Here is a 24,685-nt window from a genome sequence, read left to right as displayed (position 1 = left end):
GCAATGACGTAAAATAATTCACAATTACCGGAGGTTTTTATGCCTTATAAAAATAATAACGATTTACCTGATTCAGTTAAAAATCATCTTCCAAGCCATGCTAAGGATATTTATCGCGAAGCTTTTAATCACGCATTTGAACAATATAAGGATGCCGATAAAAGACGCGGAAATGACTCTAGAGAGACAGTTGCACATAAAGTAGCATGGTCGGCCGTTGAAAAAAAATACCATAAAAATGATAAAGGACATTGGGTACACTGCTAATAAATGAAGAGTTGATACACGAAAGTCAATTTCAAAAAGAGTGATCGGTCTGTAAGACGAGGAGCGGAGCGTATACTTAAACGTTCAGTACCGCAGGACTTGCTAGACGACGCTGCCAATTTTTGAAATTCACCGAGTATTTTTAAATTGAATCCTTGAAATTCTTTAAGCCTATATGTATATTTAGTTATTAACTGAATTTAAGTTCTTATGAAATTAACAAAATTATCGAGTACCCTTTTAGTTATAGGGTTAGTTTTCAGTGGATGTAAAAGCAAAAAAAACAGTGATGATATAGTAGTTCCTATCCCTACTCTTTATAACGAAGGTGTTACTTTGTTAGAAAAGAAAAAATATAAGAAAGCTGCGGAAGAATTCGGAAGAGTATTTTACCAACATCCGGGTAATGAAATGACCCCACAAGCCGAATTGATGCAGGCTTATTCTTTATTCCTCGCCGCTCAATATGAAGAAGCGGTTGATGTGCTTGATATGTTCATTAATTTGCACCCTGCAAATGTTGACATTGCTTATGCATATTACCTTAAAGCATTATCATATTATATGTTAATTTCAGACGTAAATCATGATCAATCTAGAACTTTCTTAGCTAAAGATAGTTTTGAAGATGTAATAGTAAAATTCCCAAATACTAAATATGCTATTGATTCATCTTTAAAAATCGACTTAGTACACGATCATTTAGCGGGTAAAGAGATGATGGTAGGTCGGTTCTACTTAAAGAAAAAGAACCCGATGGCAGCTATTAATAGATTTGAAGAGGTAATTGATAATTATCAAACTACTTCTCACTCGGTAGAAGCTCTTTACCGTTTAGCTGAAAGCTATATGATGCTTGGGCTGCCGGATGAAGCAAAAAAATATGCCTCAGTGCTAGGTTACAATTATCCTGATAGTCAGTGGTATAGTTATGCATATAAGTTGGTCAAGTAGTAAGATATTCATGGTTCTTAAAAAGTGTTCGATGTCATTCCCGCGGAAGCGGGAATGACATAAACGAACCGTGCAACGCAGCTTTTCAAATTCATCGAGTATAACTATGTTTCATAGTCTCTCAGTTAAGAACTTCATTCTGATAGACGAGCTGGAAATTGAGTTTAATAAAGGTTTATGTGTTATTACCGGTGAAACGGGAGCCGGTAAATCTATTTTACTTGATGCTATTTTATTTTGCCTTGGTTATAAAACTTCAAATAATATAATAAAGCGTGGAAAAGATTACGCTGTTGTTAATATAATATTCTCTTTAAATGAAGAAATAAAAAATTTTCTGATTCAAAATTTGATTGAACCTGAAGAATTATTGCTTGTAAAGTGTTTACAAAAAGCCGAAGGACGGAAAAATTTTTTTATTAATAATCAAGTAGTTAATAAGGCTATCATGCAGCAATTAGCTACTTACTTATTTGAACTTCATGGGCAAAATAATAATATTTCCCTTCTAGAAACAAGTACGCAGCGTGATATTTTAGATAGTTACGGAAATCTTTTAGGCTTCCGAGAGGAGCTTTCCAAATGTTATCAGACTTGGCAAAATATTCGAAAAGAAATTGCCGAAATAACATTTAAACAAAATTCTATAGACCAAGAAATTGAGTATTTAAGTTTTGCAACGGAAGAATTAATTAAATTAAACATTCAAATAGGCGAAGAAGAAAAACTCGCAAATATACGAAAAGATTTGCAAAATAAAGATAAAGATTTACAGCTAATAAAAGATATTCTAGAACAGATTAATAATCCCGAAATAAATACATCGATTAATAGAGCAGAGAAATTATTAGTAAGACAAGGTGATAATAAGCGTTTTGAAACTATAGCTACAAGTTTAGAAGAAGCATATAATAATCTAGAAGAAGCACGCCAAGAATTATCAAATCTGTTAGATAGTTTTAATTATGAGGAATATAATCTTGAAGAAATAGAAGAAAGATTATTTTTAATAAAAGCTATTAGTCGTAAATATAACGTTCCCGCTGATGAACTCGGAATATTTTTAGATAAATCTTTAGAGCAGCTCGGTATATTAAAAAACAAAATAGCAAATAGTAATGAGTTAAAAGCTCAAGAAGTGCTATTGCAGAAAAAATATTATGAACTAGCCGGCGATTTATCCGCAAAGCGTCTTATCGCTGCAAAACATTTAGAAGAATCGTTGCATCAGGAACTAAAACAGCTTAAAATGGCGAAAGCAATTTTTGAGATTGAGATAGAAGCTAGAAAAGAGCCGGCGGCAATGACGATATTGTGTTTAAAGCTTCTACTAACCCAGGAACGGCAGCGGAAGCAATTAATAAAATCGCTTCCGGCGGTGAATTATCAAGGTTCATGCTTGCTTTAAAAACTTCTTTGTTTGATAAAATGGTAAAACCATCTATTATATTTGATGAAATAGATGTCGGGATTGGTGGAGAGGTCGCAGATAAAGTAGGTGAGCGATTAAAAAAACTTAGTAGCGTTACTCAAGTAATAGTTATTACGCACCAGCCGCAAGTAGCAGGTAAAGCGGATTTGCATATAAAAATCGAGAAAACACAGCTAGAGAAAGAAACGAAAGTAACGGTAAAAGCTTTAAATTTAGCTGAAAGACAGGAGGAACTCGCCCGCATGATTTCAGGTAAAACAATCACCGAGGCAAGTTTAAAAGCAGCAAAGGAGTTGTTATACTCCGATGTCATTCCCGCATAAGCGGGGTGTTGTTGCATGGCTTGAGAAAAGTGCTCGATGTCATTCCTGCGAAAGCAGGAATCCAAAAAAAGTATAAATACAGCAAATTTTTAAAATTAAAAGCTCGATTTATCTCGCTTTATGATGGATTCCTGCTTTCGCAGGAATGACATAAAGAAAATGGGACTGACATAGCAGGAAAAAAATATGAACAACAACTATACAAAACTAGAAAACGAATTTGCGACCATTTCGCATTTTAATAATATTTTGAGCATATTATACTGGGATGTTGCCGTAAATATGCCTATGGGTTCAGGTGAGAGTAGGACAAACGAAATAGTAACTTTAACGTCGCTCGTTCACTCGCTGCTCAAATCTCCTATGCTAAAAGAGCTAGTTAGCAAGGCAAAAGAAGAATCAAAGAGTCTTGACGATTGGCAAAATGCTAATATTAGAGAGATTGAGAGGCAAATAATAGATGCGAATTGTATTGACGAGCAGCTACAAAAGAAACTAGTAGCAGCGACTACCAAAGCTGAACTTGTTTGGCGAGAAGCAAGAAAAAATAATGACTATAATTTATTCAAACCGCATTTACAAAAAGTTTTAGATTATACGAAAGAAGTTGCAAAAGTACGAGCATATGCTTTTAATTGCGGATTATACGACTCATTAATAGATATGTTTGATCCAAGCAGAAAAAGTAACGAAATCAAACAAGTTTTTTCAGTGCTTAAAAAAGAACTCCCGCAGCTCATAAATAAAGTTTTAGAAAAACAGAAAAGCGAGAAAGAACTAGTAAAGAACGCCGAACTAGCTCCTGAAATGCAAAAGCGTATCGGAAAACGCATTATGGAAATTATGCAGTTTGATCTAACAAAAGGACGATTAGACGAATCTACTCATCCTTTTTGCGGTGGAACACCAAACGATATACGTTTAACTACTAGGTATTATAAAGATAATTTCATAAGCGGTTTAATGGGAATTATTCACGAAACAGGTCATGCTCTATATGAGCAGAATCTACCGGAAATGTATAAAGGACAGCCGGTAGGACGTGCTAAAGGTATGGCTTTTCATGAAAGCCAGTCTTTATTTATGGAGATGCAAGTAGGTAGATCAAGAGAATTTACGGAGTTTTTAGCTAAATTACTTCGAGACGAATTTGCTTTTAAAAGCGAAGAATATTCAGCAGAAAATTTATATAGAAAGATTACTAAAGTAAAACCTGATTTTATAAGAGTGGATGCAGATGAAGTAACTTATCCATTGCATGTAATATTGCGTTTTGAGATAGAGGAGCTACTCATCACCGGTGATTTGAATCTTGATGAGCTACCAAGCTTTTGGGATAATAAGATGCAAGAATATTTAGGCATTAAACCGGTAAGCTTTAGTAATGGCTGTCTTCAAGATATTCACTGGTCACACGGAAATTTCGGTTACTTTCCCGCTTATACAAACGGTGCAATTATCGCATCAATGGTGATGAAAAAAGTAAAAGAGATGTATCCTAATATAAAAGATGATATATTAAAGGGTGATTTTAGTAATCTAAATAATTATCTAAATAAGAATTTTAGAAATCTCGGTTCGTTAAAAAATTCAGCTGATTTATTAAAAAGTGCTAGCGGTGAGGAAAAAATTAACCCTGAAGTGTATATAGGGTATTTAAAAGGGAAATATTTATAGGCGAATAACCGATGTCATCCCGTGGCTTGACCACGGGATCCAGAAAAACAATAAAAAATACTAATAAATTTAGTATTTTAACTGGATCCCGGGAACTTCGTCCCGGGATGACACCAAAAAGGACTGGATTCCCGCCTACGCGGGAATGACATAAACGAGCCATACAACAACGTCCGTAGGTGGAATGACATACTTATGTGCAATCAAACAATACAAACAACAATATGGAAGAATATCTAAAAAAAACCGATTATTTATTTGGCGGGAACGCTGTTTTTGTTGAAGAATTATATAGGCAATATCTAGCTAATCCCGCTTCAGTTGATCAAACTTGGCAAGAATTTTTTGCCGGCATTAAGGATAATAGTGCTGTGCTTAATAAAAGTACGGCAAAGATAATTATTCCTTATGAAATAAAAAAAGAACCGTTAAATAATTTATCTTCTGAAGGCTTAAGTAGTTTAAAAGCTAAAGAAATGATTAATGCTTATCGCAAGCATGCTCATTATTTAGCAAATCTTGACCCGCTTGGTCTTGAGCTACGTAAAACAAAAAATGATTTAAAGCTTAATATAGAAACTTTTGGTCTTGATAGCGGTCAGCTAGAAGAAAATATCAATATTATGGATGAATTTGTTGGTAATTGGAACTGTAAATTATCTGAATTAGTTACCAAGCTCGATAAAACTTATACAGGTTCTATCGGGGTTGAATTTGAACAAATAGAAAATGTAGAAGAAAAAAGCTGGTTATATAGTCAGCTAGAAAACGAAGCTACATTTTCTCCTGAAGACAAAAAAACTATCTTAAATGATTTAGTAGAAGTAGAAGGGTTTGAGCAGTATTTACATACAAAATTTCCTGGAGCTAAGCGTTTTTCCGTTGAAGGGGGTGATGCTTCTATAGTTGCTATGAGTAAAGCTATAGATTTATCCATGAACCAAGGCGTTGAAGAAATCGTTATCGGTATGGCACATCGAGGGAGATTAAACACTCTGACTAAAGTAGTAGGTAAGCCATATAAAGCTATTATTGCGGGCTTCATAAGCGGCAGCGTATTCCCTGATGAATTAAATGTTTCAGGTGACGTGAAATATCATTTAGGCTATTCATCGGATAGAGTCATTGGGGATAAAAAAATACATTTATCACTAGCTGATAATCCTTCACATTTAGAAGCGGTAAATCCTATAGTTGCAGGGAAAGTAAGAGCAAAACAGGATATTCTTGTAGATACTAAACGCAGTAAAGTTAAGGCTATTTTAGTGCATGGTGATGCTGCTTTTTGCGGTCAAGGCGTAGTTGCCGAAAGCTTATCAATGTCACCGCTCATTGCTTATGATATCGGCGGAATATTACATTTCGTCATTAACAACCAGCTAGGTTTTACGGCTAATGCTGCGGATACTAGAGCTAGCAGATATTCTACGGAGTTTGCTAAAATCATCGCTGCTCCGATTTTACACGTTAACGGTGATGATATAGAGGCAGTGTTAAAAGCCACCAATATTGCGGTAGAATATAGGCAAAAATTCGGTAAGGATGTTGTAGTCGAAATTATTTGTTACCGCAAATACGGACATAATGAGGGCGATGAGCCGATGTATACTCAAGGCAAGATGTATAACATCATTAAAAGCAAACCGACTCCCGGCAATATTTACGCAAATGAGTTAGTAAAAAGCGGTGTAATTGACAATAACTATTTTACTAAGTTAAAAGAAGAATTTAAAGCAAAGCTAGATAAAGAGTTTGAGCAAGCCAAGAATTATAAGCCGGAAGCACATTTCTTAGGTGGGTTATGGCAAGGCATTTCTCGTACTCGTACACAAGCTGCAATAACGGGCGTCGGGAAAAAAACATTACAAGATTTAGGAACTAAACTATGCGAAATACCGAAAGATTTTGCCGTTAATCTAAAACTTGTAAAACTATTTGAAGCTCGAAAAGTCAATCTAACGGCTGAGCAGCCTATTGATTGGGCAACGGCTGAGCAGCTAGCTTTTGCAAGCTTGCTTGCTTCAGGTACCAATATAAGGCTAACCGGACAAGACTGCGGACGCGGTACTTTCTCGCATCGTCATTCAGTATTGCACAACCAAATTGACGATACTACCTATATACCTCTAAATAATTTATCTAAAGAACAAGCAAAATACGAGGTAGCCGATAGTAATTTATCTGAATATGCGGTGCTTGGTTTTGAGTATGGTTATTCACTCGCAAATCCAAAAAATTTAGTTTTATGGGAAGCACAATTCGGTGATTTCGCTAATGGAGCTCAGATCATTTTTGACCAGTTTATTTCAAGCAGCGAAACAAAATGGCTTCGTATGAGCGGACTTGTGGTTTTGTTACCTCACGCATTTGAAGGACAAGGACCGGAGCATAGTTCGGCAAGACTTGAGAGGTTCTTACAGTTGGCGGCTGAGGATAATATATATGTTACATATCCAACTACTCCTGCCTCGATTTTCCACCTGCTACGTCGTCAAATACTTGATGATACCCGCAAACCGCTAATCGTAATGTCGCCGAAATCATTATTACGTCATAAATATGCCGTATCTAAACTTAATGAGCTAAGCGAAAATACTACTTTCCTACCGGTTTTAGATGAAGTAAATAAACTAGACACAAGCAATATTACTAAAGTAATTTTATGTAGCGGTAAGGTATATTACGATCTATTTGAAATGCGTGGCAATAACAGTAATATAGTGATTATTAGGCTTGAGCAATTATACCCTTTTGAAAAAAAACTTGTAGCATCACTATTAAAAAAATATAATAGGACGCAGGAATTTATTTGGTGTCAGGAAGAACCAAAGAATATGGGAGCTTGGCATTATATAGCTTCTTACTTAAATGATGCTTTAAAAGAAGCAGTAATTAATAATGAATTTAAATATGTAGGTAGAGAGGAATCAGCCTCTCCGGCAGCAGGTTCGCTGCAAACACATAATAAACAGCAAGAGAAGCTATTAAGGGAAGCATTAAAGGTGTGAATATTGTGGTTCTTAATGTCATTCCCGCGTAGGCGGGAATCCAGCATAAAGCGAGATAAATCGAGCTTTTAATTTTAAAAATTTAGTGTGTCTGTGCCTTTTAATTACTGGATTCCCGCCTACGCGGGAATGACATAGGAAACGCATTTTTAGGAGTAAAATAAATTATGAGCGTTAAAATTATAGTACAGTCGCTTGGAGAGTCCGTAACGGAAGCAACTATTGCCAAATGGTATAAGAAAGAAGGTGATTCGGTTAAAACCGATGAATTACTGTTAGAAATTGAAACCGAAAAAGTAACTTTAGAAGTTAATGCTCCTTGTAACGGCACTATAGGTAAAATATTGAAAACTGACGGTGCAAATGTAGCGGTTGGCGAAGAAATAGGCGAAATAAATGAAGGGGCATCTGCAAATACTGCGGGTACTAATAATGAATCTGCTAAAGCTCAAGCAGTTACGCAGCCTACTTCAGAAAAGCCTGTAGAAAAACCTGCCGTGGTTAATAATATTCTTGCTCCTTCCGTACAAAAATTAGTTACCGAAAATAAGCTTGATCCCAATAATATAAAAGGAACAGGTAGAGACGGTAGAATTACCAAAAGTGACGTGTTTGAAACAATAAACACACCGTCTGCTGCTACTTCTACTCCTACAGTAAACAAAACTAATGAAGAAAGAGTACAGCGTGTTCGTATGTCACGCTTACGTAAAACTATTGCACAGCGTTTAAAAGATTCACAAAATACAGCAGCTATTTTGACTACTTTTAATGAAATCGATATGTCAAAAGTAATTGCCTTGCGTAATCAATATAAAGAAGAGTTTGAGAAAAAGCACGCTGTGAAACTTGGCTTTATGTCGTTTTTTGTTAAAGCAACAATTGAAGCTTTAAAGCTTATTCCGTCGGTAAATGCTGAAATAGACGGCGATGATTTAGTATATAAAAATTACTATGATATAGGTGTAGCTGTCGGAACAGAGCAAGGGCTTGTTGTACCGGTTGTTAGGGATGCCGATAAAATGGGATTTGCCGAAGTGGAAAAAGCTATAGGCACTTTGGCTAAAAAAGCTCGTGAAGGTAAGCTTTCTATGGCTGATTTGTCAGGGGGGACATTCTCGATTTCTAACGGAGGCGTATATGGCTCATTATTATCTACACCGATTATTAATCCTCCTCAATCAGGTATTCTAGGCTTACATAAAACCGAGGAAAGAGCTGTAGTTATAGACGGTAAAATTGAAATACGTCCGATGATGTATATAGCTTTATCTTACGATCATCGTATAATTGATGGGAAAGAAGGAGTATCGTTCTTGGTAAAAATTAAAGAGCTTATTGAAAATCCAGAGAAGTTACTACTGAATTTGTAGAAAGTTGTCATACCGACCGTTGCCCGCATGGCTCGTTTATGTCATTCCCGCATAGGCGGGAATCCAGGGTAAAGCGAGATAAATCGAGCTTTACATTTTAAAAATTTGCTGTATTTATAATCTTTTTCTGGATTCCCGCCTACGCGGGAATGACATTGAGTAGGTTTTTCGAGCCATGCAACAAAGTTGGCTTGACCACGGCATGACAATAGAGAAAGGAAGTATATAATAATGATAAAATGTACTCGTCGTATTGAGTTCGATGCAGGACATAGAATTATAGGACATCAAAATAAATGTCAATTCCTGCACGGTCATCGCTATGTTCTTGAGATCGCTATAGCCGCAAACAAAACCGATAAACTTGGTATGGTAATCGATTTTGGTTTAATTAAGGATTTAGCTAAAAAATGGATTGATGAAAATTTTGATCATAGCTTAATCCTACATCAAGACGATAAGGAAATGGGGCAGCAAATAGAAAATTGTACCGGTCAAAAAATATATTACATGCAGAATAACCCAACTGCAGAAAATATAGCGACGCATTTAAAGGATGAAATTTTTCCTAAACTTTTCGTAGGTCAAAACTTCTTCGTAGCGAGCCTCAAACTATATGAAACACCTAATTGTTTTGTTGAGGTTTAAGCATGCAAGATTGCTGTTTAATTTTAACGACTACTAATGATTTGCAAATTGCCGAGAAAATAGCATTTGTTTTGTTAGAATTAAATCTTGCTGCCTGCATTCAAATTGACGATGTCAAAAGTTACTTTAGATGGGATGGTAGAGTGACTTTAGAAACTGAATATAGACTTGTAATTAAAACAAAATCTTCTAATTATAACGAAATTGAAAATAAACTCCTTGAAATTCATAATTATGAATTACCGCAAATAATAAAAATAAATATTGACTATGGCTTTCAAAAGTACTTAGAATGGATTGACCAAAATAGTAAATGAACTTATAGTTGAGTAAATTTAAAAATTAAGTAAGTAAATTATGAAATTATGGCAAAAAGTTACCTTAGGGTTAATCTTAGGTATTATATTTGGTATATACTTACCACAATATGTTAATTATATTAAACCTATCGGTGACATTTTCTTACGCTTGATAAAAATGATCATTACCCCTTTAATTTTCTTTAGCTTGGTTTCCGGTATCACTAGTATGAATGATACTTCCGCCCTTGGCAGAGTAGGAATGAAAGCGGTAGCCGCTTTTTTAGGTACTACTTTTTTTGCCACGGTTTTTGGGCTTACTGTTGCCTTAGTATTAAAGCCGGGAGTAGGCATACATATAGATTTTACCTCTTCAGGAACGACTAGTAGAACTTCATTTAATATAATTGATTTTTTTGTAAATATCGTCCCTGATAATGCTGTTGGGGCTTTTGCAAACGGTGATGTCTTGCAAGTTGTATTTTTTGCTATTTTTGTTGGGATTACCTTAAACAAAATGAAATCTATCGGTAAACCTGTTACTGATTTAATTCATGTAATGTCAAAATTAATATTAAAAATGATATCGTTTGTTATTCAATTATCCCCTTACGGTGCTTTTGCTTTAACAGGCTGGATTGTAGGCATGCAGGGAGTTGAAGTAATGATTAGTTTATCGAAACTTGTTGTAGCGGTAGTTGTGGCGATGACATTTCAATATTTAGTTTTTGGCTTACTTATATATGTATTCTGCCGTGTTTCCCCTATACCTTTTTATAAAAAAAGTTTTGAATATCAGATACTTGCTTTTTTTACTTCAAGTAGTAAGGCAACTCTTGCAACTACTATGCAAGTTTGTCGTGAAAAGCTTGGCATTTCAGAGTCTAGTACTTCATTCGTACTTCCGATAGGGGCGTCAATTAATATGGACGGATTCGCCATAAATCTATCTCTTACTACTATATTCTTTGCTCAAATGATGGGAGTAACGCTTGCTCCTCACGACTATTTAGTAATTATTCTCACCTCAACACTTGGCTCTATCGGCGGAGCCGGCATTCCCGGGGCCTCTTTGATAATGCTTCCTATGGTTCTTTCTTCGGTTCACTTACCTATAGAGGGAGTAGCAATTATTGCCGGTATTGACCGAATACTTGATATGCTACGTGCTACTATAAATATTACCGGCGATGCAACAATTACTATGATTATAGATAACAGCGAAGATACTTTAGATAAGGAAGTATATTTATCTTAATGCTTATCTACATTTCTAGCTAATTATGTCATTCCTACGAGGCATTGTTGCGTGAACCGGTAAAACCCACTGTGTCAAGCCACGGGATGACAGAGGTAAAACTGATCCACACAACAATGCTCACTCGTAATGACGGCTTAGGTATTAACAAACAATACTCCCCCTATTCATTTACTTGAAGTATAATTATCAAAATTTTTTCTCTTATTTTTCAATTTTTAATTTAAAAATGCTATTAACTTTAGAATCTAAAGTATGTATTACAATAGCTATATTAACTTAAGGTTGAGGATATATGTTAAATTTCCTAAATAATACTGCATCACCAAAAAGATTTGTATCTATAAATAATAGAACTACGGCAAGCGATTTACCTGAATCGTTTTGGCATTCTATTGCTGAAAATAGCTGTGATATTAATTGGAAAAATATACCATTACAAAAAAGTCCTTTTCAGATTGTTACTACTCAAGGTTTAATTCAAGAATTAAAACCCAAAACCATAATTGAATTTGGAAGTTTTAAAGGAGCTTCCGCCCTTTGGTTGGCTGATATACAAAGTTTATCAGTAAAAGACGGTAAAGTTATTAGTATAGATATCGATTTTGAAAATATTGATCAAACCGTAAAAGATGATAATAGAATAGAATTTTTACAAGGCGATTCTAATAAAGTAGAGGCAATATTCCCAAAAGAAAAAATATCCGAAATAGTACATCCTATACTTTTAATAGAAGATGCTCATATTAATACTATAGGTATTTTAGAATATTTTCATAATAATATCTTTGAAGAAGGGGATTATTTCATCATTGAAGATACTAATATTGACTATAATAATGCTTGCTATGATGTTTGGAGGAAAACTTTAGATGAAAAAACTTGTATAGCAAAATTAGAAAATTTAAACAATAAAATCGTTAGATTAACTAGCTGGTTGAAAGAAAAAAAAGATTTATATTTAGTAGATACACAATATGTAGATCCTTTCGGTATTATTAATGCTTCTAAAAATTGGAACTCAGTCATAAAAAAGATTTAAAGATAATGACTGTGTATTATGAGAAAGGAAATTTATCTAAAAAATTATAATATAATGACTCCCTATGACGGTGAGGTACGGGTTAGCGAAATAGAAGAGCTAATTTATCATATGTATGGAGTAATAGGGATAATTGGTAGTTTTCCTGTATTATATAAAGATGAAGATAAGAATATCATTAGAGCAGTAGCACCAAAACGTAATTCTCATAATGAACGTAGCTCTCAATCGCCGTATAATGATTTAGATTGGCATGTAGATGCTGCATACCGTCCAATGACAGAGAAGAGTGATAACTTATCTCCTATAGTTGACTATTTAATTTTCGGGATTGTACATAAAGGACATGAGAATCTACCTATAGTATATATTAGCCTTAAAGATATATTAAATCAATTGAGCTACCAAGATATCTTAATCGGATGTAGTAATGAATTTACAGTAACAAGTGCAGATTCTTTTTCATGTAAAATATTAAGCAACAACATACCTTTATTAGTAGAACACGCTACCGGCTATTATAGCAGAATAAAAATGGATGCTATTCCTGAAACACAAAGAGCAGCAGGGTTTTTAAATAAAATTAGAGAAATCGTAGATCAAAAACTTATTCAAAACTATATATATGTTACTTCCGGTGATATTGTTGTATTAAGCAATAAAACGGTTTTACATAAAAGAGATAGCTATAGTCCTAAATGGGATGGAAAAGACCGTTATTTTATTAGAATATATTCAGTGAAAGATATAAACCAAGGTATATTAGCAAATTCTGCTCAACCTTGGATATGGGTATAGTAACCATAATACAGCTAAATTCACAAAACTTCAGACAAGATAAATTTAAGGATGAGTCTGCACAGCGTACATCAGTACAGACGAGTCCTGCAAAATTGCTTGTATCAAGCTTTGTGAATGACGCTGTGCTAGACGGTTTTATGTAAATAACATAAAAACATCATTGCGGGCAGATATTGTTGCGTGGTTCAATTTTACCTCTGTCATCCCGTGGCTTGACCACGGGATCCAGTTAAAAATACTAAAATATTAGTATTTTTTATTGTTTTTATGGACCTAGTTAGCAAGCGAACTAGGTGACACAGTAGGTTTTACCGGTCTACGCAACAATGCCACGCAAGTACTACGAATGCTCGCAATGACGGGGTGGTAACCAAGCAATAACGCCATAAAAATTTAAAAAAAATTAGAATAGGTTTTTATCTTAACTTGTAAGATATAAATAGAAACACTACCAAAATTTAACGGTGAGAATTGAAAAAGGCTCTGGATATATAAGTGTGTAAATTCTAAAATAGGCATTAAATTCGCCCATCAAATTTTATCAAAAAGTGAGCCATGTCCTCTCCCCAATTTTGGATAGGCATATTTCATTTTCGCGTAATATAGTCAATTGTCAAGTACAAAGTCTTAAATACAGAGTCGTCGTTAGGAAAACCCCTTTTGTTATTAGTAACCTTGCGTAATTGACTATTTAAACCTTCGATTGCATTGGTTGTATAAATGATACGCCTAATCACTTCTGGGTATTGTAAAAAAATTATCAAATTCTGCCAATTATTTTGCCATGATTTTGCAATATGTGGGTACTGTTTGCCCCATTTCATATCAAAATCAGATAAGGCAGTAAGTGCTTCATCCTCAGTGATAGAGCTGTATACTAGCTTCAAATCTGCTGCAAGTTCTTTACGATCTTTATAGCTTACATGCTAAATCATAACAAATTATTGCATATTGTAATTTATCAAGCTCCGTTAATGCTAAACCTTTATAAAAATAAGCATATGCAAACTCCGGATTGTTTTGAATTGCTAAATTGAAAGATTCTAAAGCTTCTTCTAATTTTTCCATTCTTATTAATGCTTCACCTTTTCCTGCATACCCATTGGCTACATGTTCATTAGCTTTTATTTTTGAATAGAGATTAATAGCCATATCATAGGATTTTATAGCCTCCTGATATTTTCCTAAATTAAATAGGGCATTACCTTTATTATTGTATGCTGCCGGATCTTCAGGATCATATTTAAGAAGGATATTATATGTTTCTACTGCTTCTTGATATCTTCCTATGTAACTAAGTAAAACCCCTTTATCAAGATAAGAAATAGTATTATTTGGTTCTTTCTTAATGACCGTATTGAATTCTCTAAGTGCTTCTTTATATTTGTGGGTATGAAATAACATTAAACATTTCTCTAAGTAATTATCTGCTTTTACATCTATACTTAATAAGCTTAAAGTTTTAAATATGATTGTTGTAATTGTTTTCCTTATATTTAACATACTGATTTTTTTGAGTAGGATTATCAATTCATTATTAATTTTATTATATTTTAATATATTTTTAAGCAAAAATTAATAAGATTTTAGAAATTTATTTTTTAATAACTTTCTTGTCCTAGATATAAAAATTGATTAGTTGAGTTGAAACTTAATTTATACAAACCTCATGTTCTATTAGCGGCACAATAAATATGTGATAAATAAACTAATTGAAAGAAAAAAATAAGTAATATATAGTAATGGTTCATTTTTAGATTGAAAAGCAAGAAATACTATACTATCTTTGGTAGTATAATTAAATATATTAAAAATATGCTTTTTCAATCACTAAATTTATACTCTATCTTAGTTTCAGGTCTTACAGCTACAATTATCGTTTTTATGCATCAATTATCTTATTACAAACAGCAAATTATTAATAAGGATTTAAAAATGATACCTGCATATTTTGATAAAAAAATGTTATATAAAATTCTTAATAATAACTGCGATAGATATTCTGCTCTTGAAATGATTAAATCATATTTTAAGTTGAAAACTGCAAGATCGTTATCATATGAAGAACTTCAAAATGATCAGCAATTAAGCGAATTATTTGGAGATTCTTTAAACTATTTTATTGATAATTTTATATCAAAATCTGATAAATCAGTTGTAGCAAATAAAGCGTTTAGCATACAAGATGAATATAACAATACTCATAAATTATATGTGTTTTTAGAGAAAAATAAAATATCGGACAAAACACATCAAATGCTTATATATGTTAAAGTACCTTATATAATGACTAAAGACGACGAAGAAAGCTTAAACACTTTCATACACTTGGCTAAGATAATGTAGATTTCCCAAAATTAAAATCAGAAACTCTAGGTTCTGTGAAGGAAAATTATTTTAAAAAGCACCAGTAATTTATATTAAATCACAACTAATGATTAAAAATTGTTGACTTATTTTAAGTATCTTTATATCGTAATTTACTTAAATGATATTTAAACTCTATCATTAATTTTTAATAAACTTAAGATATTGGTAACGCATGGAAAATAAAGAAGAAGAATAAGATATATTACCTGAGTTTATAATTGATAGAAGAGGAGGAAAAGCGATTAAAAGCTGAAAACTCTAAAAAAGAACTTAAATTAATATTAATAACGTTTGCAATCATTTTAACTAGCTTTTTAACATTTTGTTATTTCTTTTTTAACTACATAGAAGAAAAAGCAGCAGAATATAAACTACAGCAAGAAGCAGAAGCAAAAAAGTTAGATAAAACTGAATGATGTGTCATCCCGTGATTTATTCACGGGATCCAGTTAAAAATACTAATAATATTAGTATTTTGAGTGGTTTTACTGGATACCGTGGACAAGCCACGGTATAACACCCTGCAGATTTTCCGAGCCATGCAACAACGCTCGTCAAGCGAACTAGGTGACATTGTCTAACATTTCGGCAATTCTCAAATAATCTTGAGGAGTAAGATTTTCAGCACGATAATTATCATTGATTTTCAACTGAGTTAATATTTCATGTATATTAGGTACAAGATTTTTCAGTGATGATTTGATCATTTTCCGTCGTCCTGTAAAAGCAAGTCTTGTTATTTGCTCAACTTTATTTATCAGAGCAATAGACGGCGGATTTTCTAAGGGTATTAGTTTGACTATCGCAGAATATACTTTAGGAGGTGGATAGAAAGCAGTCGGTGCTACGTCAAAGCATTTTTCTACTTTAGTAATTAACTGACATATTACCGATAACCTGCCATATGCTTTAGTTGACGGCATAGCACAAATACGTTCTACTACTTCCTTTTGTAACATTAGCGTCATATTAGTAATTAACCGTGCTTCTTTCAGCCATCTAATTACTAACTCAGTACCTATATGATATGGTAAATTAGAGATTATAGTTACTTTATCATAACCTAAATCAGTTAAATTTATTTTAAGAGCATCTTGTTTAATAATATTTAGATTAGGATAATATTCTTTAATCTCATTAAGGAGCGGGATACATCTCTCATCTGTTTCTATAACAGTTAAGGATTCAGGATTTTTCTGCAATATTGACCTAGTTAACCCTCCGGTGCCGGGTCCTATTTCTAGCACTCTGCTATTTTCTGCAAGGTTACTCGCACGTACAATTTTATCACATAGACTACTGTCAAAAATAAAATTTTGTCCGTGCTTTTTAAGAGGATTAATTTGATGAGATGCTGCATGTTTTGCAATTGAAGGGAGCATATGGCAGGTCATTCCCGCGAAGGCGGGAATCCAGTAAAACGTTTATTTTTATCAAGTATATAATTCTGTTAATAATCAAGGTTATTTTTCTGGATTCCCGCCTTCGCGGGAATGACCTAGAACAACCACATACTAAGACGGCAGCATTATTTTTATAGCTGCTTTCTTACGCATATGTTCAAACATTTTTTGTGCTTTTTGTGAAATCTTTTTATTGGTTAGGAAGTTTACTACATAATTATTTTCATCTTCATTAACATTTAAGATTTTTTTGCTGCACACTAATATTATTTCAAATTTGTTATTTACTTCAAAAACATTGCTTGCTTTATCCGAGCTTAAGTCCTTTACAATAGTTTGTTTTACGCCTTCTATCTTGCTAAGCTTATCGGTAATAATTTGCATATTAGCAAAATTATCATAAAGCGATTTTTTAACATCTGCACATTTTTTTAGTCGATTTTTCAAATTATTCATCTGTGTAAACGCTTTATTGCCACCATCTTTAGATGTAAATACTTGCATTGAAATTTCTACGTCTTTTTGATCACTAGATAAAATTGCGACATCTATTTCTTTATTACTTACTTGTACCGATCTTGATAGACTTGATAAAATATTCATTTTAATCAACTCGGATTTAATTTGGGAAATAAAACTATCAGGATTAACCGATCTGCTTTTTAAATACTGAAGAAGAGAACCGTGAGGCATTTTATTACGATCTTCAATAGATTTAATAGCATTATCTATCTCTTCTTGCGGAATTTCTCTATCTCCGGCATATTGAAAAAGCAAAGATTCATCAATTAAGCTCTTGATTGCTAAATCACTTAGCTGCTTATCTTGAGCAGGCGTTAGACTTTCAACATTATTTAGTGCCATAATCATTTTTTTTCTAGCACGGAACTCATTAAGAGTAATAGGTTCATCATTTACGGATGCTACTATATTCGGCAGCGAAGCTTGTGCTACATTAAAAGCAAAAAAAACAGTAATGATTAATAATAATTTTCTCATATTTCTAGACTCACATAACGTAATAATTGGAATAGTTTTTATCCTGACTATCGATAAAAAGCTAAATAATCAAGTGACTTGTTGTATTGATGTCATTCCCGCGTAGGCGGGAATCCAGTAATTAAAAGATATACATAATATCGAATAAAGCTCGATTTATCTCGCTTTACCCTAGATTCCCGCCTACGCGGGAATGACATAAACCGATCCACGCAGCCTATGGCTCCTCGCAATGACGATTAAATATCCGTACAAGCACAATGCTAAACTCACATATTCAAAACTTTTAAACCGATAGAAATAGTCGGCGAAGAGGTAGTCTTTTTGATTCCTCTGCTTCCATCGGCTAGATAATCGGAATAAATCTTTGCAGTAATTCTAACACAATCTTTAGCATATGTCACCCTAATAGTTCGAGTAAGTAAATTTGGAGAACGTCTAGAGAGATCAATACGTGCACCAAAGCCTATAGTCCAATTTTCTGCTAGCTGATAATTTATGTCTCCATAAAATTGTCGTACTCTATTATTTGAAACCTTTATACTTTCTACGGAATAATATTTTTTAAGGTTTGTAAGCTGAATAAAACTACCTAGCAAGTTAATCTTATCATAGTTAAAATTTCCTCCCACCTCATCTCTAATAGATCTGAAATATCTATCTTTCTGAAAGCTATAAAACACTTCTAAATTATTAGAAAGATTACCTAGAATCTGCCCTACATTTTCCGTATCATCAGCAGGCAAATCTATACTATATCTTGTATTACGCGACTGTCCTAAAAATAATTTTAAATAATTTTCTTCTTTAGCAATACTAGTATTTAAGCCGTAACTTAATCTATTACCGAAATCATGGCAATCAATACCGCTATAACGATTTGATAAAAAGATATTTTTTTCGGATAATTCATATTTAACAGGATCAATTATAACAAATTTTTTATCTTTCTTAGATAGTTTACGCCCCATAGTAAAAGAAACTACCGGCTCAATAAGTAAATTTATTGTTTTTGTTATATTACCTACTAACGGATAACGCCATAAAGTTTGCAATTCCGGTATATTCCTTTGAAATGATTTACTTTCTCTCGTCTTATCTAAATAAGCCCGTCTAGCAAGATAAAAATCACCTCTATCTTTTGCTACAAAATCAAAAATTTGCCCTGAAGAAGTCAGCACATTATGCATAAAGGATAGTTGCAAAGAGGTTCTAGCGACTTGTTTCCCTATTCTTTCTTTGTACATTAACGTATTATTTTCAACAACGATATGGCTGTTGTCATTATCATTCAAATTTATCACGTTTTTTGTATTGATTTTCGGTAATACTAAAGGGTCAGTATACTTAATATCATTACTACCTAAGCCTTGAAAACTTAATCCTTCCGCCGAAAAATAATCAGCTTCATGAATTTTATTTAAGAATATTTTAGAAGTTAAATATGAAGCGTAGTTATTATAATAATTTTTTAAATAAGCTTTATCCGATGTACGCTCCACCCTGAAGCCGTAATCATAAACTTTATCGGTACTAATAAAATTACCGCTTGCTATATAATGATAAGAAGAAACCTTTTTATTTTTCACTACATTTCCGTCTTTTTTTAGAAAATACGGTAATTTACCGTAACTACCTTGAAAATTCATATTATCGGTATCATTCGGACGATAGCGTGTTTCTAGCTCATAAGTTTGATATTTACTAAAAATTCTTGGAGTGAGAGTAAAATCCATATTAGGTTTTGCACGTAGATATAGAGGTATACCAAACCCTTTATTTTTGACGTCAGGTACCAATAATCCGGAAGTTGCAGGGGCCGTAGGAGTCGGATGGAAAAAATACGGTAAGTAAAAAATCGGTACGCCGTATACTTCAAAAAATACGTTTTTATAAACTATTCTATGCTCTTCAGAATGAATATAAGTATCCTTAGCAGCAATTTGCCAAATAGGGTTTCTATTACAAGTAACATCGCAAGGGGTAAATTCGGCATGGTGCAGCTTAAGATTATTTTCATCTATTCTTTCGGCAAGTTTAGCAATTAAAAGATTATTATCACCGGATAGTAAAATGAATTCCGATATGATCCCTTTCTTAAATTCGTCTTTTAAAACTGCTTTATCACCCTCTATTATTCTGTTTTGTTTATCCTTAATTCGGATATTACCTTCTGCCCATAAAATATCATTTTCTATATCATAAAGTAAATTATCTGCCGTTAATAAATACTCATCCGTGATAATTCTTATATTACCTTTAGCATATATCAAATCCTGACTTTCGTTATACTCTACGAAGTCGGCTATCATATTACTAATTTTAATATTCTGACCATTCTTAGAAAGATCGGCAAAGCTTACCAAAGAAAATATTATGATAATAAGCAAGCATATTATTCGCAATAGCATTTATATTAATAAATATATTTTAATAGTAAAAAATAATAGCAAGCTATTAGTAATATATCAAATAATAAAAAATTTTGCTTGCTCTTTTGCAGTGCAAGGTTATTCTATGGAGAGATGTATGTCATTAATGGATGTCATTCCTGCGAAAGACTGGCGTTGTTGCACGGCTCGAGAAACCTGCTGGGGGTCATACCGTGGCTTGTCCACGGTATCCAGTTAAACATACTATTAGTATTTTTTATTGTTTTTATGGACCCCGTGGTCAAGCCATGGGGTGACACAGTGGGTTTTACCGCTCCACGCAACAATGCCTCACGGGAATGACATAAACCCCCGTTCAAACTACAAGTAACCTTAAACAAATGCTAGACAATTTCATTGCAAATCAAGCAACTAAAGAGTTTTCAGTTAGTGAGATTTCTAATAAAATCAAAGAATTATTAGAAAATAATTTTGGCTATATTAAGGTAAAAGGAGAAATTTCAGGTTTTAAAATAGCAAGCTCAGGTCATGCTTATTTTAACTTAAAAGAAAATACCGCTATTTTAGCTTGTACTTGCTGGCGTCCTATTCTTGCTAAAATCAAATTTCCTTTAAATGACGGTATGGAAGTGGTGATTAGCGGCAAGCTTTCAAGTTATGCAGGTAATTCACGCTATCAATTATCGGTAGATAATTTGCAACCTGCAGGACTTGGTGCTATGTTGCAAATTCTAAATGAACGCAAAGCTCGTTTAGAAAAAGAGGGACTATTTAATAAGAAACGTATTCCTATACCTTTTTTACCTGATAAAATAGGCGTTATCACTTCAATAACCGGTGCTGTTATTAAAGATATTATTCATCGCATTCGCGAACGTTTTCCGACTCGGATAATAATATGGCCGGTTAGCGTACAAGGCGAAAATTCCGGCAATGAAATTGCTGAAGCAATTGAAGGATTTAACAATTTAGAAGAGATAAATAAACCAAGTGTTATAATTGTTGCTAGAGGCGGCGGTTCTATAGAAGATCTTTGGTCATTTAACGATGAGATATTAGTACGTGCCGCTTATAACTCAAAAATTCCTATTATTTCCGCAGTAGGTCATGAAGTGGATTATACTTTAATAGATTTAGCGGCCGATAAAAGAGCTCCAACACCGACGGCTGCCGCAGAATTTGCTGTACCGGTACGATCTATTTTAAATAATACTCTACAATCTTATGAAAAAATATTATTGAATAATACTAGCAGGTTAATTAAGTATCACGAACAAAATATAATAAATTACGATAAAATACACAGATATCTCTCTCACTATATGAATAATAGACAGCAATTACTGGACGAAACCGGTTTTAATTTGCTAGATGCTTTACCGTGCTTCATTGAACTACAAGAAACAAAGCTTAAATCTTTTTCTAAAGAAAGAGTTAACCCTACTAAAATACTCAATTACAAAACATTAGAATTAACACATCAAACAGCTTATCTATCAAAATCGGCAAATAATACTTTGAAAAATTTTGAGTATAAATTAGAATTAAATAGTACGTTACTTGCAAGCCTTGATTATAATAACGTATTAAAACGAGGTTTTGCTATAGTTAAAGGAGAAACGGGTAATTTTTTATCTTCTAAAATTACTGCTGCAAATGAAAAAATTTTTAATATTAAATTTTCTGACGGCGAAATTAAAGTAGTTCGTAGCTAAACATGTCATCCCGTGGCTTGACCACGGGATCCAGTTAAAAATACTAAAATTATTAGTATTTTTTATTGTTTTTATGGACCCCGTGGTCAAGCCACGGGGTGACACAGTGGGTTTTACCGGTCCACGTGGGCAATGCCTTGCGGGAATGACAATAAAAAACACAATTCTAAAAAAATACAGACCATGAAAATTTTAAAGCTTTTTATTTTTATACTTCTCATTTCTAAAAATTTTTATGCTTTGAGCATAGGTGCAAACGAACAACAAGCAATTTTAGAATGCGAAGGGACAGCCGATAAAAAAACTTTGATAAATGCCTGGTATATAAATGAGCCTTACCAATACTTAATTGCTACTTCAAAAGGTCATACTACTGTTTCCGGTATGGATATAGAATTAATTAACGCTATTGCTACAAAAATAGGTATCAATATTGAGTATAATCAAGATAGCTGGTATCAAGATCAATTAGATATTCAAAGTGGAAATGCCGACATGACAGCAGGAGCCACTTATACTACTGAGAGAAGTAACTATGCTTATTTTTCAAAGCCTTATCGCCTTGAAGAATTATCATTATTTATTATTGAACCACTTGCCAAAAAGTTAAATTTCCAAAATGTTAATGAACTAACAGCACAAATACGTCTATTTAATCTCCAGCTAGGAATAGTGAAAGGTACTGTATACGGAGACCCTAAATTTACGGATTTTTTATATAATGAGAAAAATCAAGATATAATTAGAATATATCAAAATAATATGGAATTGATAAATGGACTAATCAAGAAAGAAATTGACGGTTTCATTAGTGATCGAATTGTCGGTGCCGTTAATATTTTAGGAAGAACAATGGACAGGAATATATTAGAAGTTCCCTTAAATATTAAAACTCCCCTACATTTAATGTTTAGCAAAAAAACCGTATCTTTAAATATAGTTGAACAATTTAATTTTGCGATAGATGATTTTCTTGCAAGTAACGAGTATAAAAAAATTATTAAGACATACATATATCATATTCTATTGCCTAAATCTATAGATTCTCGTTGGTGCCATGTTATAGGTTTACTTGGTTGCCTTGCTTTTGCTTTTTCGGGAATTATTTTGAGTAGCAGAAAAAATAGTACTTTATTCGGTACATTTTTATTTGCGGTATTCCCCTCTGTTAGTAGCTGAATAATGTTAGATTTAATAGTAAACCATGATCGGACATTTAAACTTCTATTTTACTCCTTCTTATTTCTATTACATATTTGTAGTAGTTTTACTCGGTTTTACAATTATTAAATTATTCAGCTATTATAATAAACAGATTGCTAAAGATAATTATTTAGAACAATCATTAAATAATATAGTAGCAATTTGCGATTCATTCGGACAAGCAACTTTTATAATTATAGGAGTTGCAATGGTTATTATTCACAAAATTGAGCCTCTAAGTTTTTGGGGACCGTTTTTTGCTTTCATTACGGCTAATTGCGGTGCAATATTACGAGATTTTATTATGAAAGAAAATTCAATTAAGAGGATACCAAGAGGAGTTAGTATTGAAATCACTGTATTATGGGGTATAGCTTTTAGCTTATTATTAGATATGTATGGTAGTAATCCAAATTATCATACAATAAAATATTCAATGATTATAGTAATTTCCGGAGCATTTATTACTAGTCTCTTAGTTTATCATTTTGGTTTTCTTGAGTGGCGATTCCGTAATGAAAAATTAGAAGACATAGAAAAACAAACATGAAGATAGCTACTTGGAATATTAATTCCATAAAAACAAGACTTAATTTATTGCGTAATTTTTTATCTAAAGAAAATCCGGATATTTTATTATTGCAAGAAATAAAATGCGAAACCGAAAAATTTCCTTTTGATGAATTATCCGATTTACCTTATAATTTTTATGTTCACGGGCAAAAATCATATAACGGTGTTGCTATAATTTCAAAATTTCCTGCCGATGAAATAATTAAGGATTTTCCGAATAATTACTGCAGTGATCAAGCAAGATTCTTAGAAATAAAATTATCATCACCTATAGGGTTTTGTAATATAATCTCGCTCTATGCTCCTAACGGTTCATTTGTCGGTAGCGATAAATTTGTAGCAAAGCTAGCATTTTATGATAATTTTATCAATTATCTATCAACTAAAAAATCTTTTGATGAAAAAACTATCATAGGCGGTGATTTCAATATTGCACCGTTCGATATAGACGTATATTCACCTAAGCTACTTGCTGAAACTACTTGTTTTACTGAAATTGAACAAAAAAAACTACGTACTATTCTAAATTCCGGGTTTGAGGATTTATATAGATTGAGGCATCCGAGTAAACAAGAATTTTCATGGTGGGATTATAGAGCCGGATGTTTTGAACAAAATAAAGGTATGCGAATTGATATGATTCTTGGTTGTAATAATACTATTGACTATTTAGAAAATTGCTATATGGATTATAATTTAAGGACTCAAGAAAAACCTTCAGATCATATACCGGTAATTGCGAGTTTTAAAGGGTAGCCTGAGTCGTCATTGCGAGGAGCCATAGGCGTTATGGCTCGATTTATGTCATTCCCGCGTAGGCGGGAATCCAGAAAAAAGCGAAATTAATTGAGCTTTTAATTTTTAAAATTCAGTGTGTTTACACTTTTTAGCGACTGGATCCCCGCTTTCACGGGGATGACATCGAGTAGGTTTTACCGATCCATTTA

The 24,685-nt window shown here is 33.1% G+C and carries 28 protein-coding genes and 3 pseudogenes; 21 read left to right on the top strand and 10 right to left on the bottom strand.

Features of this window, described 5'->3' with window-relative positions; translation table 11 throughout:
* Positions 1–39 precede the first annotated feature (39 nt).
* From AC5587_RS07195 to AC5587_RS07170, 6 genes and pseudogenes are all read left to right on the top strand, one after another.
* Complete coding sequence (locus AC5587_RS07195) at positions 40–267, top strand: ChaB family protein (RefSeq protein WP_499162297.1); 228 nt, start codon at positions 40–42, stop codon at positions 265–267.
* Positions 268–477: 210 nt separating this feature from the next.
* Positions 478–1,221: an outer membrane protein assembly factor BamD gene (locus tag AC5587_RS07190; RefSeq protein WP_499162296.1), complete on the top strand. Its 744-nt coding sequence runs from the start codon at positions 478–480 to the stop codon at positions 1,219–1,221.
* Positions 1,222–1,327: 106 nt separating this feature from the next.
* Positions 1,328–2,976: pseudogene (gene recN / locus AC5587_RS07185) on the top strand (DNA repair protein RecN).
* Between the two features lie 186 nt (positions 2,977–3,162).
* On the top strand, positions 3,163–4,653 hold the full coding sequence (locus AC5587_RS07180; protein ID WP_499162295.1) for a carboxypeptidase M32: 1,491 nt from the start codon (positions 3,163–3,165) through the stop codon (positions 4,651–4,653).
* Positions 4,654–4,664: 11 nt separating this feature from the next.
* Positions 4,665–4,802 (top strand): palindromic element RPE4 domain-containing protein, encoded by a 138-nt coding sequence (locus AC5587_RS07175; protein ID WP_499162293.1) that lies wholly within the window; start codon positions 4,665–4,667, stop codon positions 4,800–4,802.
* A gap of 75 nt (positions 4,803–4,877) precedes the next feature.
* A complete protein-coding gene (locus AC5587_RS07170; RefSeq protein ID WP_499163017.1) occupies positions 4,878–7,661 on the top strand; it encodes a 2-oxoglutarate dehydrogenase E1 component in 2,784 nt (927 codons plus the stop codon).
* Between the two features lie 18 nt (positions 7,662–7,679).
* On the opposite strand, the gene AC5587_RS07165 is transcribed toward AC5587_RS07170, so the two are convergent.
* The gene (locus tag AC5587_RS07165) at positions 7,680–7,808 is read right to left on the bottom strand and encodes a hypothetical protein (RefSeq protein ID WP_499162292.1); all 129 of its coding nucleotides are present in this window, start codon (positions 7,806–7,808) and stop codon (positions 7,680–7,682) included.
* 20 nt (positions 7,809–7,828) lie between these two features.
* On the opposite strand from AC5587_RS07165, the gene odhB reads away from it, so the two are divergent.
* Positions 7,829–9,034 (top strand): 2-oxoglutarate dehydrogenase complex dihydrolipoyllysine-residue succinyltransferase, encoded by a 1,206-nt coding sequence (gene odhB / locus AC5587_RS07160; protein ID WP_499162291.1) that lies wholly within the window; start codon positions 7,829–7,831, stop codon positions 9,032–9,034.
* A gap of 41 nt (positions 9,035–9,075) precedes the next feature.
* On the opposite strand, the gene AC5587_RS07155 is transcribed toward odhB, so the two are convergent.
* Positions 9,076–9,243, bottom strand: a complete 168-nt coding sequence (locus tag AC5587_RS07155) for a hypothetical protein (RefSeq protein WP_499162290.1) — start codon at positions 9,241–9,243, stop codon at positions 9,076–9,078.
* A gap of 22 nt (positions 9,244–9,265) precedes the next feature.
* Here AC5587_RS07155 and AC5587_RS07150 point away from each other — a divergent pair, with 22 nt between their 5' ends.
* From AC5587_RS07150 to AC5587_RS07125, 6 genes are all read left to right on the top strand, one after another.
* Complete coding sequence (locus AC5587_RS07150; protein ID WP_041078891.1) at positions 9,266–9,682, top strand: 6-pyruvoyl trahydropterin synthase family protein; 417 nt, start codon at positions 9,266–9,268, stop codon at positions 9,680–9,682.
* 2 nt (positions 9,683–9,684) lie between these two features.
* The gene (gene cutA / locus AC5587_RS07145) at positions 9,685–9,999 is read left to right on the top strand and encodes a divalent-cation tolerance protein CutA (protein ID WP_499162289.1); all 315 of its coding nucleotides are present in this window, start codon (positions 9,685–9,687) and stop codon (positions 9,997–9,999) included.
* Positions 10,000–10,039: 40 nt separating this feature from the next.
* Positions 10,040–11,239, top strand: a complete 1,200-nt coding sequence (locus AC5587_RS07140) for a dicarboxylate/amino acid:cation symporter (RefSeq protein WP_499162288.1) — start codon at positions 10,040–10,042, stop codon at positions 11,237–11,239.
* 44 nt (positions 11,240–11,283) lie between these two features.
* Complete coding sequence (locus AC5587_RS07135) at positions 11,284–11,418, top strand: hypothetical protein (protein ID WP_499162287.1); 135 nt, start codon at positions 11,284–11,286, stop codon at positions 11,416–11,418.
* A 116-nt stretch (positions 11,419–11,534) separates the two neighbouring features.
* The gene (locus AC5587_RS07130) at positions 11,535–12,281 is read left to right on the top strand and encodes a CmcI family methyltransferase (protein ID WP_499162286.1); all 747 of its coding nucleotides are present in this window, start codon (positions 11,535–11,537) and stop codon (positions 12,279–12,281) included.
* A gap of 18 nt (positions 12,282–12,299) precedes the next feature.
* On the top strand, positions 12,300–13,079 hold the full coding sequence (locus tag AC5587_RS07125) for a Fe(II)-2OG oxygenase family protein (RefSeq protein ID WP_499162285.1): 780 nt from the start codon (positions 12,300–12,302) through the stop codon (positions 13,077–13,079).
* Between the two features lie 521 nt (positions 13,080–13,600).
* On the opposite strand, the pseudogene AC5587_RS07120 reads toward AC5587_RS07125, so the two are convergent.
* Together AC5587_RS07120 and AC5587_RS07115 are read right to left on the bottom strand one after the other, a co-directional pair.
* Positions 13,601–14,008, bottom strand: a pseudogene (locus AC5587_RS07120) (transposase); the annotation flags it as partial.
* Positions 13,995–14,486 carry a tetratricopeptide repeat protein gene (locus tag AC5587_RS07115; RefSeq protein ID WP_499163016.1) on the bottom strand — a complete coding sequence of 164 codons (492 nt, stop codon included), beginning with the start codon at positions 14,484–14,486 and terminating at the stop codon, positions 13,995–13,997. The pseudogene AC5587_RS07120 and the gene AC5587_RS07115, both read right to left, overlap by 14 nt.
* A gap of 411 nt (positions 14,487–14,897) precedes the next feature.
* Between AC5587_RS07115 and AC5587_RS07110 the strand changes: the two genes are divergently transcribed.
* Together AC5587_RS07110 and AC5587_RS07105 are read left to right on the top strand one after the other, a co-directional pair.
* Positions 14,898–15,428 (top strand): hypothetical protein, encoded by a 531-nt coding sequence (locus AC5587_RS07110; RefSeq protein WP_499162284.1) that lies wholly within the window; start codon positions 14,898–14,900, stop codon positions 15,426–15,428.
* A gap of 223 nt (positions 15,429–15,651) precedes the next feature.
* Positions 15,652–15,868 (top strand): annotated as a pseudogene (locus AC5587_RS07105) (RP671a family tick cell line-upregulated protein).
* 20 nt (positions 15,869–15,888) lie between these two features.
* Here the strand turns inward: AC5587_RS07105 and AC5587_RS07100 are convergent.
* Positions 15,889–16,026 (bottom strand): hypothetical protein, encoded by a 138-nt coding sequence (locus AC5587_RS07100; RefSeq protein WP_410527057.1) that lies wholly within the window; start codon positions 16,024–16,026, stop codon positions 15,889–15,891.
* Positions 16,016–16,834, bottom strand: coding sequence for a 16S rRNA (adenine(1518)-N(6)/adenine(1519)-N(6))-dimethyltransferase RsmA (rsmA, locus tag AC5587_RS07095; RefSeq protein WP_499162283.1), 819 nt, complete (start codon positions 16,832–16,834; stop codon positions 16,016–16,018). The genes AC5587_RS07100 and rsmA overlap by 11 nt, the downstream gene beginning before the upstream one ends.
* Here rsmA and AC5587_RS07090 point away from each other — a divergent pair.
* Positions 16,816–16,992: a hypothetical protein gene (locus AC5587_RS07090; RefSeq protein ID WP_499162282.1), complete on the top strand. Its 177-nt coding sequence runs from the start codon at positions 16,816–16,818 to the stop codon at positions 16,990–16,992. The genes rsmA and AC5587_RS07090 overlap by 19 nt on opposite strands.
* On the opposite strand, the gene AC5587_RS07085 is transcribed toward AC5587_RS07090, so the two are convergent.
* On the bottom strand, positions 16,967–17,854 hold the full coding sequence (locus tag AC5587_RS07085; protein WP_499162281.1) for a SurA N-terminal domain-containing protein: 888 nt from the start codon (positions 17,852–17,854) through the stop codon (positions 16,967–16,969). The two genes, AC5587_RS07090 and AC5587_RS07085, sit on opposite strands and share 26 nt — an antisense overlap.
* 269 nt (positions 17,855–18,123) lie before the next feature.
* A complete protein-coding gene (locus AC5587_RS07080; protein WP_499162280.1) occupies positions 18,124–20,265 on the bottom strand; it encodes an LPS-assembly protein LptD in 2,142 nt (713 codons plus the stop codon).
* On the opposite strand from AC5587_RS07080, the gene AC5587_RS07075 reads away from it, so the two are divergent.
* Positions 20,231–20,485, top strand: a complete 255-nt coding sequence (locus AC5587_RS07075) for a hypothetical protein (protein ID WP_499162279.1) — start codon at positions 20,231–20,233, stop codon at positions 20,483–20,485. The genes AC5587_RS07080 and AC5587_RS07075 overlap by 35 nt on opposite strands.
* Here AC5587_RS07075 and AC5587_RS07070 read toward each other — a convergent pair.
* Positions 20,400–20,606: a hypothetical protein gene (locus tag AC5587_RS07070; RefSeq protein ID WP_499162278.1), complete on the bottom strand. Its 207-nt coding sequence runs from the start codon at positions 20,604–20,606 to the stop codon at positions 20,400–20,402. The two genes, AC5587_RS07075 and AC5587_RS07070, sit on opposite strands and share 86 nt — an antisense overlap.
* 21 nt (positions 20,607–20,627) lie before the next feature.
* On the opposite strand from AC5587_RS07070, the gene xseA reads away from it, so the two are divergent.
* On the top strand, positions 20,628–21,962 hold the full coding sequence (xseA, locus tag AC5587_RS07065; RefSeq protein WP_499162277.1) for an exodeoxyribonuclease VII large subunit: 1,335 nt from the start codon (positions 20,628–20,630) through the stop codon (positions 21,960–21,962).
* Here xseA and AC5587_RS07060 read toward each other — a convergent pair.
* Positions 21,879–22,124 (bottom strand): hypothetical protein, encoded by a 246-nt coding sequence (locus AC5587_RS07060; RefSeq protein WP_410527049.1) that lies wholly within the window; start codon positions 22,122–22,124, stop codon positions 21,879–21,881. The two genes, xseA and AC5587_RS07060, sit on opposite strands and share 84 nt — an antisense overlap.
* Positions 22,125–22,145: 21 nt before the next feature.
* Between AC5587_RS07060 and AC5587_RS07055 the strand changes: the two genes are divergently transcribed.
* From AC5587_RS07055 to xth, 3 genes are read left to right on the top strand one after another with little or no spacing between them, the layout of a single operon-like run.
* Positions 22,146–23,141, top strand: coding sequence for a substrate-binding periplasmic protein (locus tag AC5587_RS07055; RefSeq protein WP_499162276.1), 996 nt, complete (start codon positions 22,146–22,148; stop codon positions 23,139–23,141).
* Between the two features lie 25 nt (positions 23,142–23,166).
* Positions 23,167–23,715, top strand: a complete 549-nt coding sequence (locus AC5587_RS07050; RefSeq protein WP_499162275.1) for a trimeric intracellular cation channel family protein — start codon at positions 23,167–23,169, stop codon at positions 23,713–23,715.
* Positions 23,712–24,494 carry an exodeoxyribonuclease III gene (gene xth, locus AC5587_RS07045; RefSeq protein ID WP_499162274.1) on the top strand — a complete coding sequence of 261 codons (783 nt, stop codon included), beginning with the start codon at positions 23,712–23,714 and terminating at the stop codon, positions 24,492–24,494. Before AC5587_RS07050 ends, xth begins: the two co-directional genes overlap by 4 nt.
* Positions 24,495–24,685: the final 191 nt, after the last annotated feature.

Source organism: Rickettsia endosymbiont of Hedychridium roseum (assembly GCF_964028255.1).
In the GTDB taxonomy this organism is placed as follows: Bacteria; Pseudomonadota; Alphaproteobacteria; order Rickettsiales; family Rickettsiaceae; genus Rickettsia; species Rickettsia asembonensis.
The sequence above is the reverse complement of the archived record's forward strand: the minus strand, read 5'-3'. Positions and strand labels throughout refer to the sequence as shown.

Bases quoted from the DNA above. Each gene is read 5' to 3' on its own strand.
- AC5587_RS07195 (WP_499162297.1), top strand. From the start codon at position 40: ATGCCTTATAAAAATAATAACGATTTACCTGATTCAGTTAAAAATCAT.
- AC5587_RS07190 (WP_499162296.1), top strand. From the start codon at position 478: ATGAAATTAACAAAATTATCGAGTACCCTTTTAGTTATAGGGTTAGTT.
- AC5587_RS07180 (WP_499162295.1), top strand. From the start codon at position 3,163: ATGAACAACAACTATACAAAACTAGAAAACGAATTTGCGACCATTTCG.
- AC5587_RS07175 (WP_499162293.1), top strand. From the start codon at position 4,665: ATGTCATCCCGTGGCTTGACCACGGGATCCAGAAAAACAATAAAAAAT.
- AC5587_RS07170 (WP_499163017.1), top strand. From the start codon at position 4,878: ATGGAAGAATATCTAAAAAAAACCGATTATTTATTTGGCGGGAACGCT.
- AC5587_RS07165 (WP_499162292.1), bottom strand. From the start codon at position 7,808: ATGCGTTTCCTATGTCATTCCCGCGTAGGCGGGAATCCAGTAATTAAA.
- odhB (WP_499162291.1), top strand. From the start codon at position 7,829: ATGAGCGTTAAAATTATAGTACAGTCGCTTGGAGAGTCCGTAACGGAA.
- AC5587_RS07150 (WP_041078891.1), top strand. From the start codon at position 9,266: ATGATAAAATGTACTCGTCGTATTGAGTTCGATGCAGGACATAGAATT.
- cutA (WP_499162289.1), top strand. From the start codon at position 9,685: ATGCAAGATTGCTGTTTAATTTTAACGACTACTAATGATTTGCAAATT.
- AC5587_RS07140 (WP_499162288.1), top strand. From the start codon at position 10,040: ATGAAATTATGGCAAAAAGTTACCTTAGGGTTAATCTTAGGTATTATA.
- AC5587_RS07130 (WP_499162286.1), top strand. From the start codon at position 11,535: ATGTTAAATTTCCTAAATAATACTGCATCACCAAAAAGATTTGTATCT.
- AC5587_RS07125 (WP_499162285.1), top strand. From the start codon at position 12,300: ATGAGAAAGGAAATTTATCTAAAAAATTATAATATAATGACTCCCTAT.
- AC5587_RS07115 (WP_499163016.1), bottom strand. From the start codon at position 14,486: ATGTTATTTCATACCCACAAATATAAAGAAGCACTTAGAGAATTCAAT.
- AC5587_RS07110 (WP_499162284.1), top strand. From the start codon at position 14,898: ATGCTTTTTCAATCACTAAATTTATACTCTATCTTAGTTTCAGGTCTT.
- AC5587_RS07100 (WP_410527057.1), bottom strand. From the start codon at position 16,026: ATGTCACCTAGTTCGCTTGACGAGCGTTGTTGCATGGCTCGGAAAATC.
- rsmA (WP_499162283.1), bottom strand. From the start codon at position 16,834: ATGCTCCCTTCAATTGCAAAACATGCAGCATCTCATCAAATTAATCCT.
- AC5587_RS07085 (WP_499162281.1), bottom strand. From the start codon at position 17,854: ATGAGAAAATTATTATTAATCATTACTGTTTTTTTTGCTTTTAATGTA.
- AC5587_RS07075 (WP_499162279.1), top strand. From the start codon at position 20,231: ATGATAATAAGCAAGCATATTATTCGCAATAGCATTTATATTAATAAA.
- AC5587_RS07080 (WP_499162280.1), bottom strand. From the start codon at position 20,265: ATGCTATTGCGAATAATATGCTTGCTTATTATCATAATATTTTCTTTG.
- xseA (WP_499162277.1), top strand. From the start codon at position 20,628: ATGCTAGACAATTTCATTGCAAATCAAGCAACTAAAGAGTTTTCAGTT.
- AC5587_RS07055 (WP_499162276.1), top strand. From the start codon at position 22,146: ATGAAAATTTTAAAGCTTTTTATTTTTATACTTCTCATTTCTAAAAAT.
- AC5587_RS07050 (WP_499162275.1), top strand. From the start codon at position 23,167: ATGATCGGACATTTAAACTTCTATTTTACTCCTTCTTATTTCTATTAC.
- xth (WP_499162274.1), top strand. From the start codon at position 23,712: ATGAAGATAGCTACTTGGAATATTAATTCCATAAAAACAAGACTTAAT.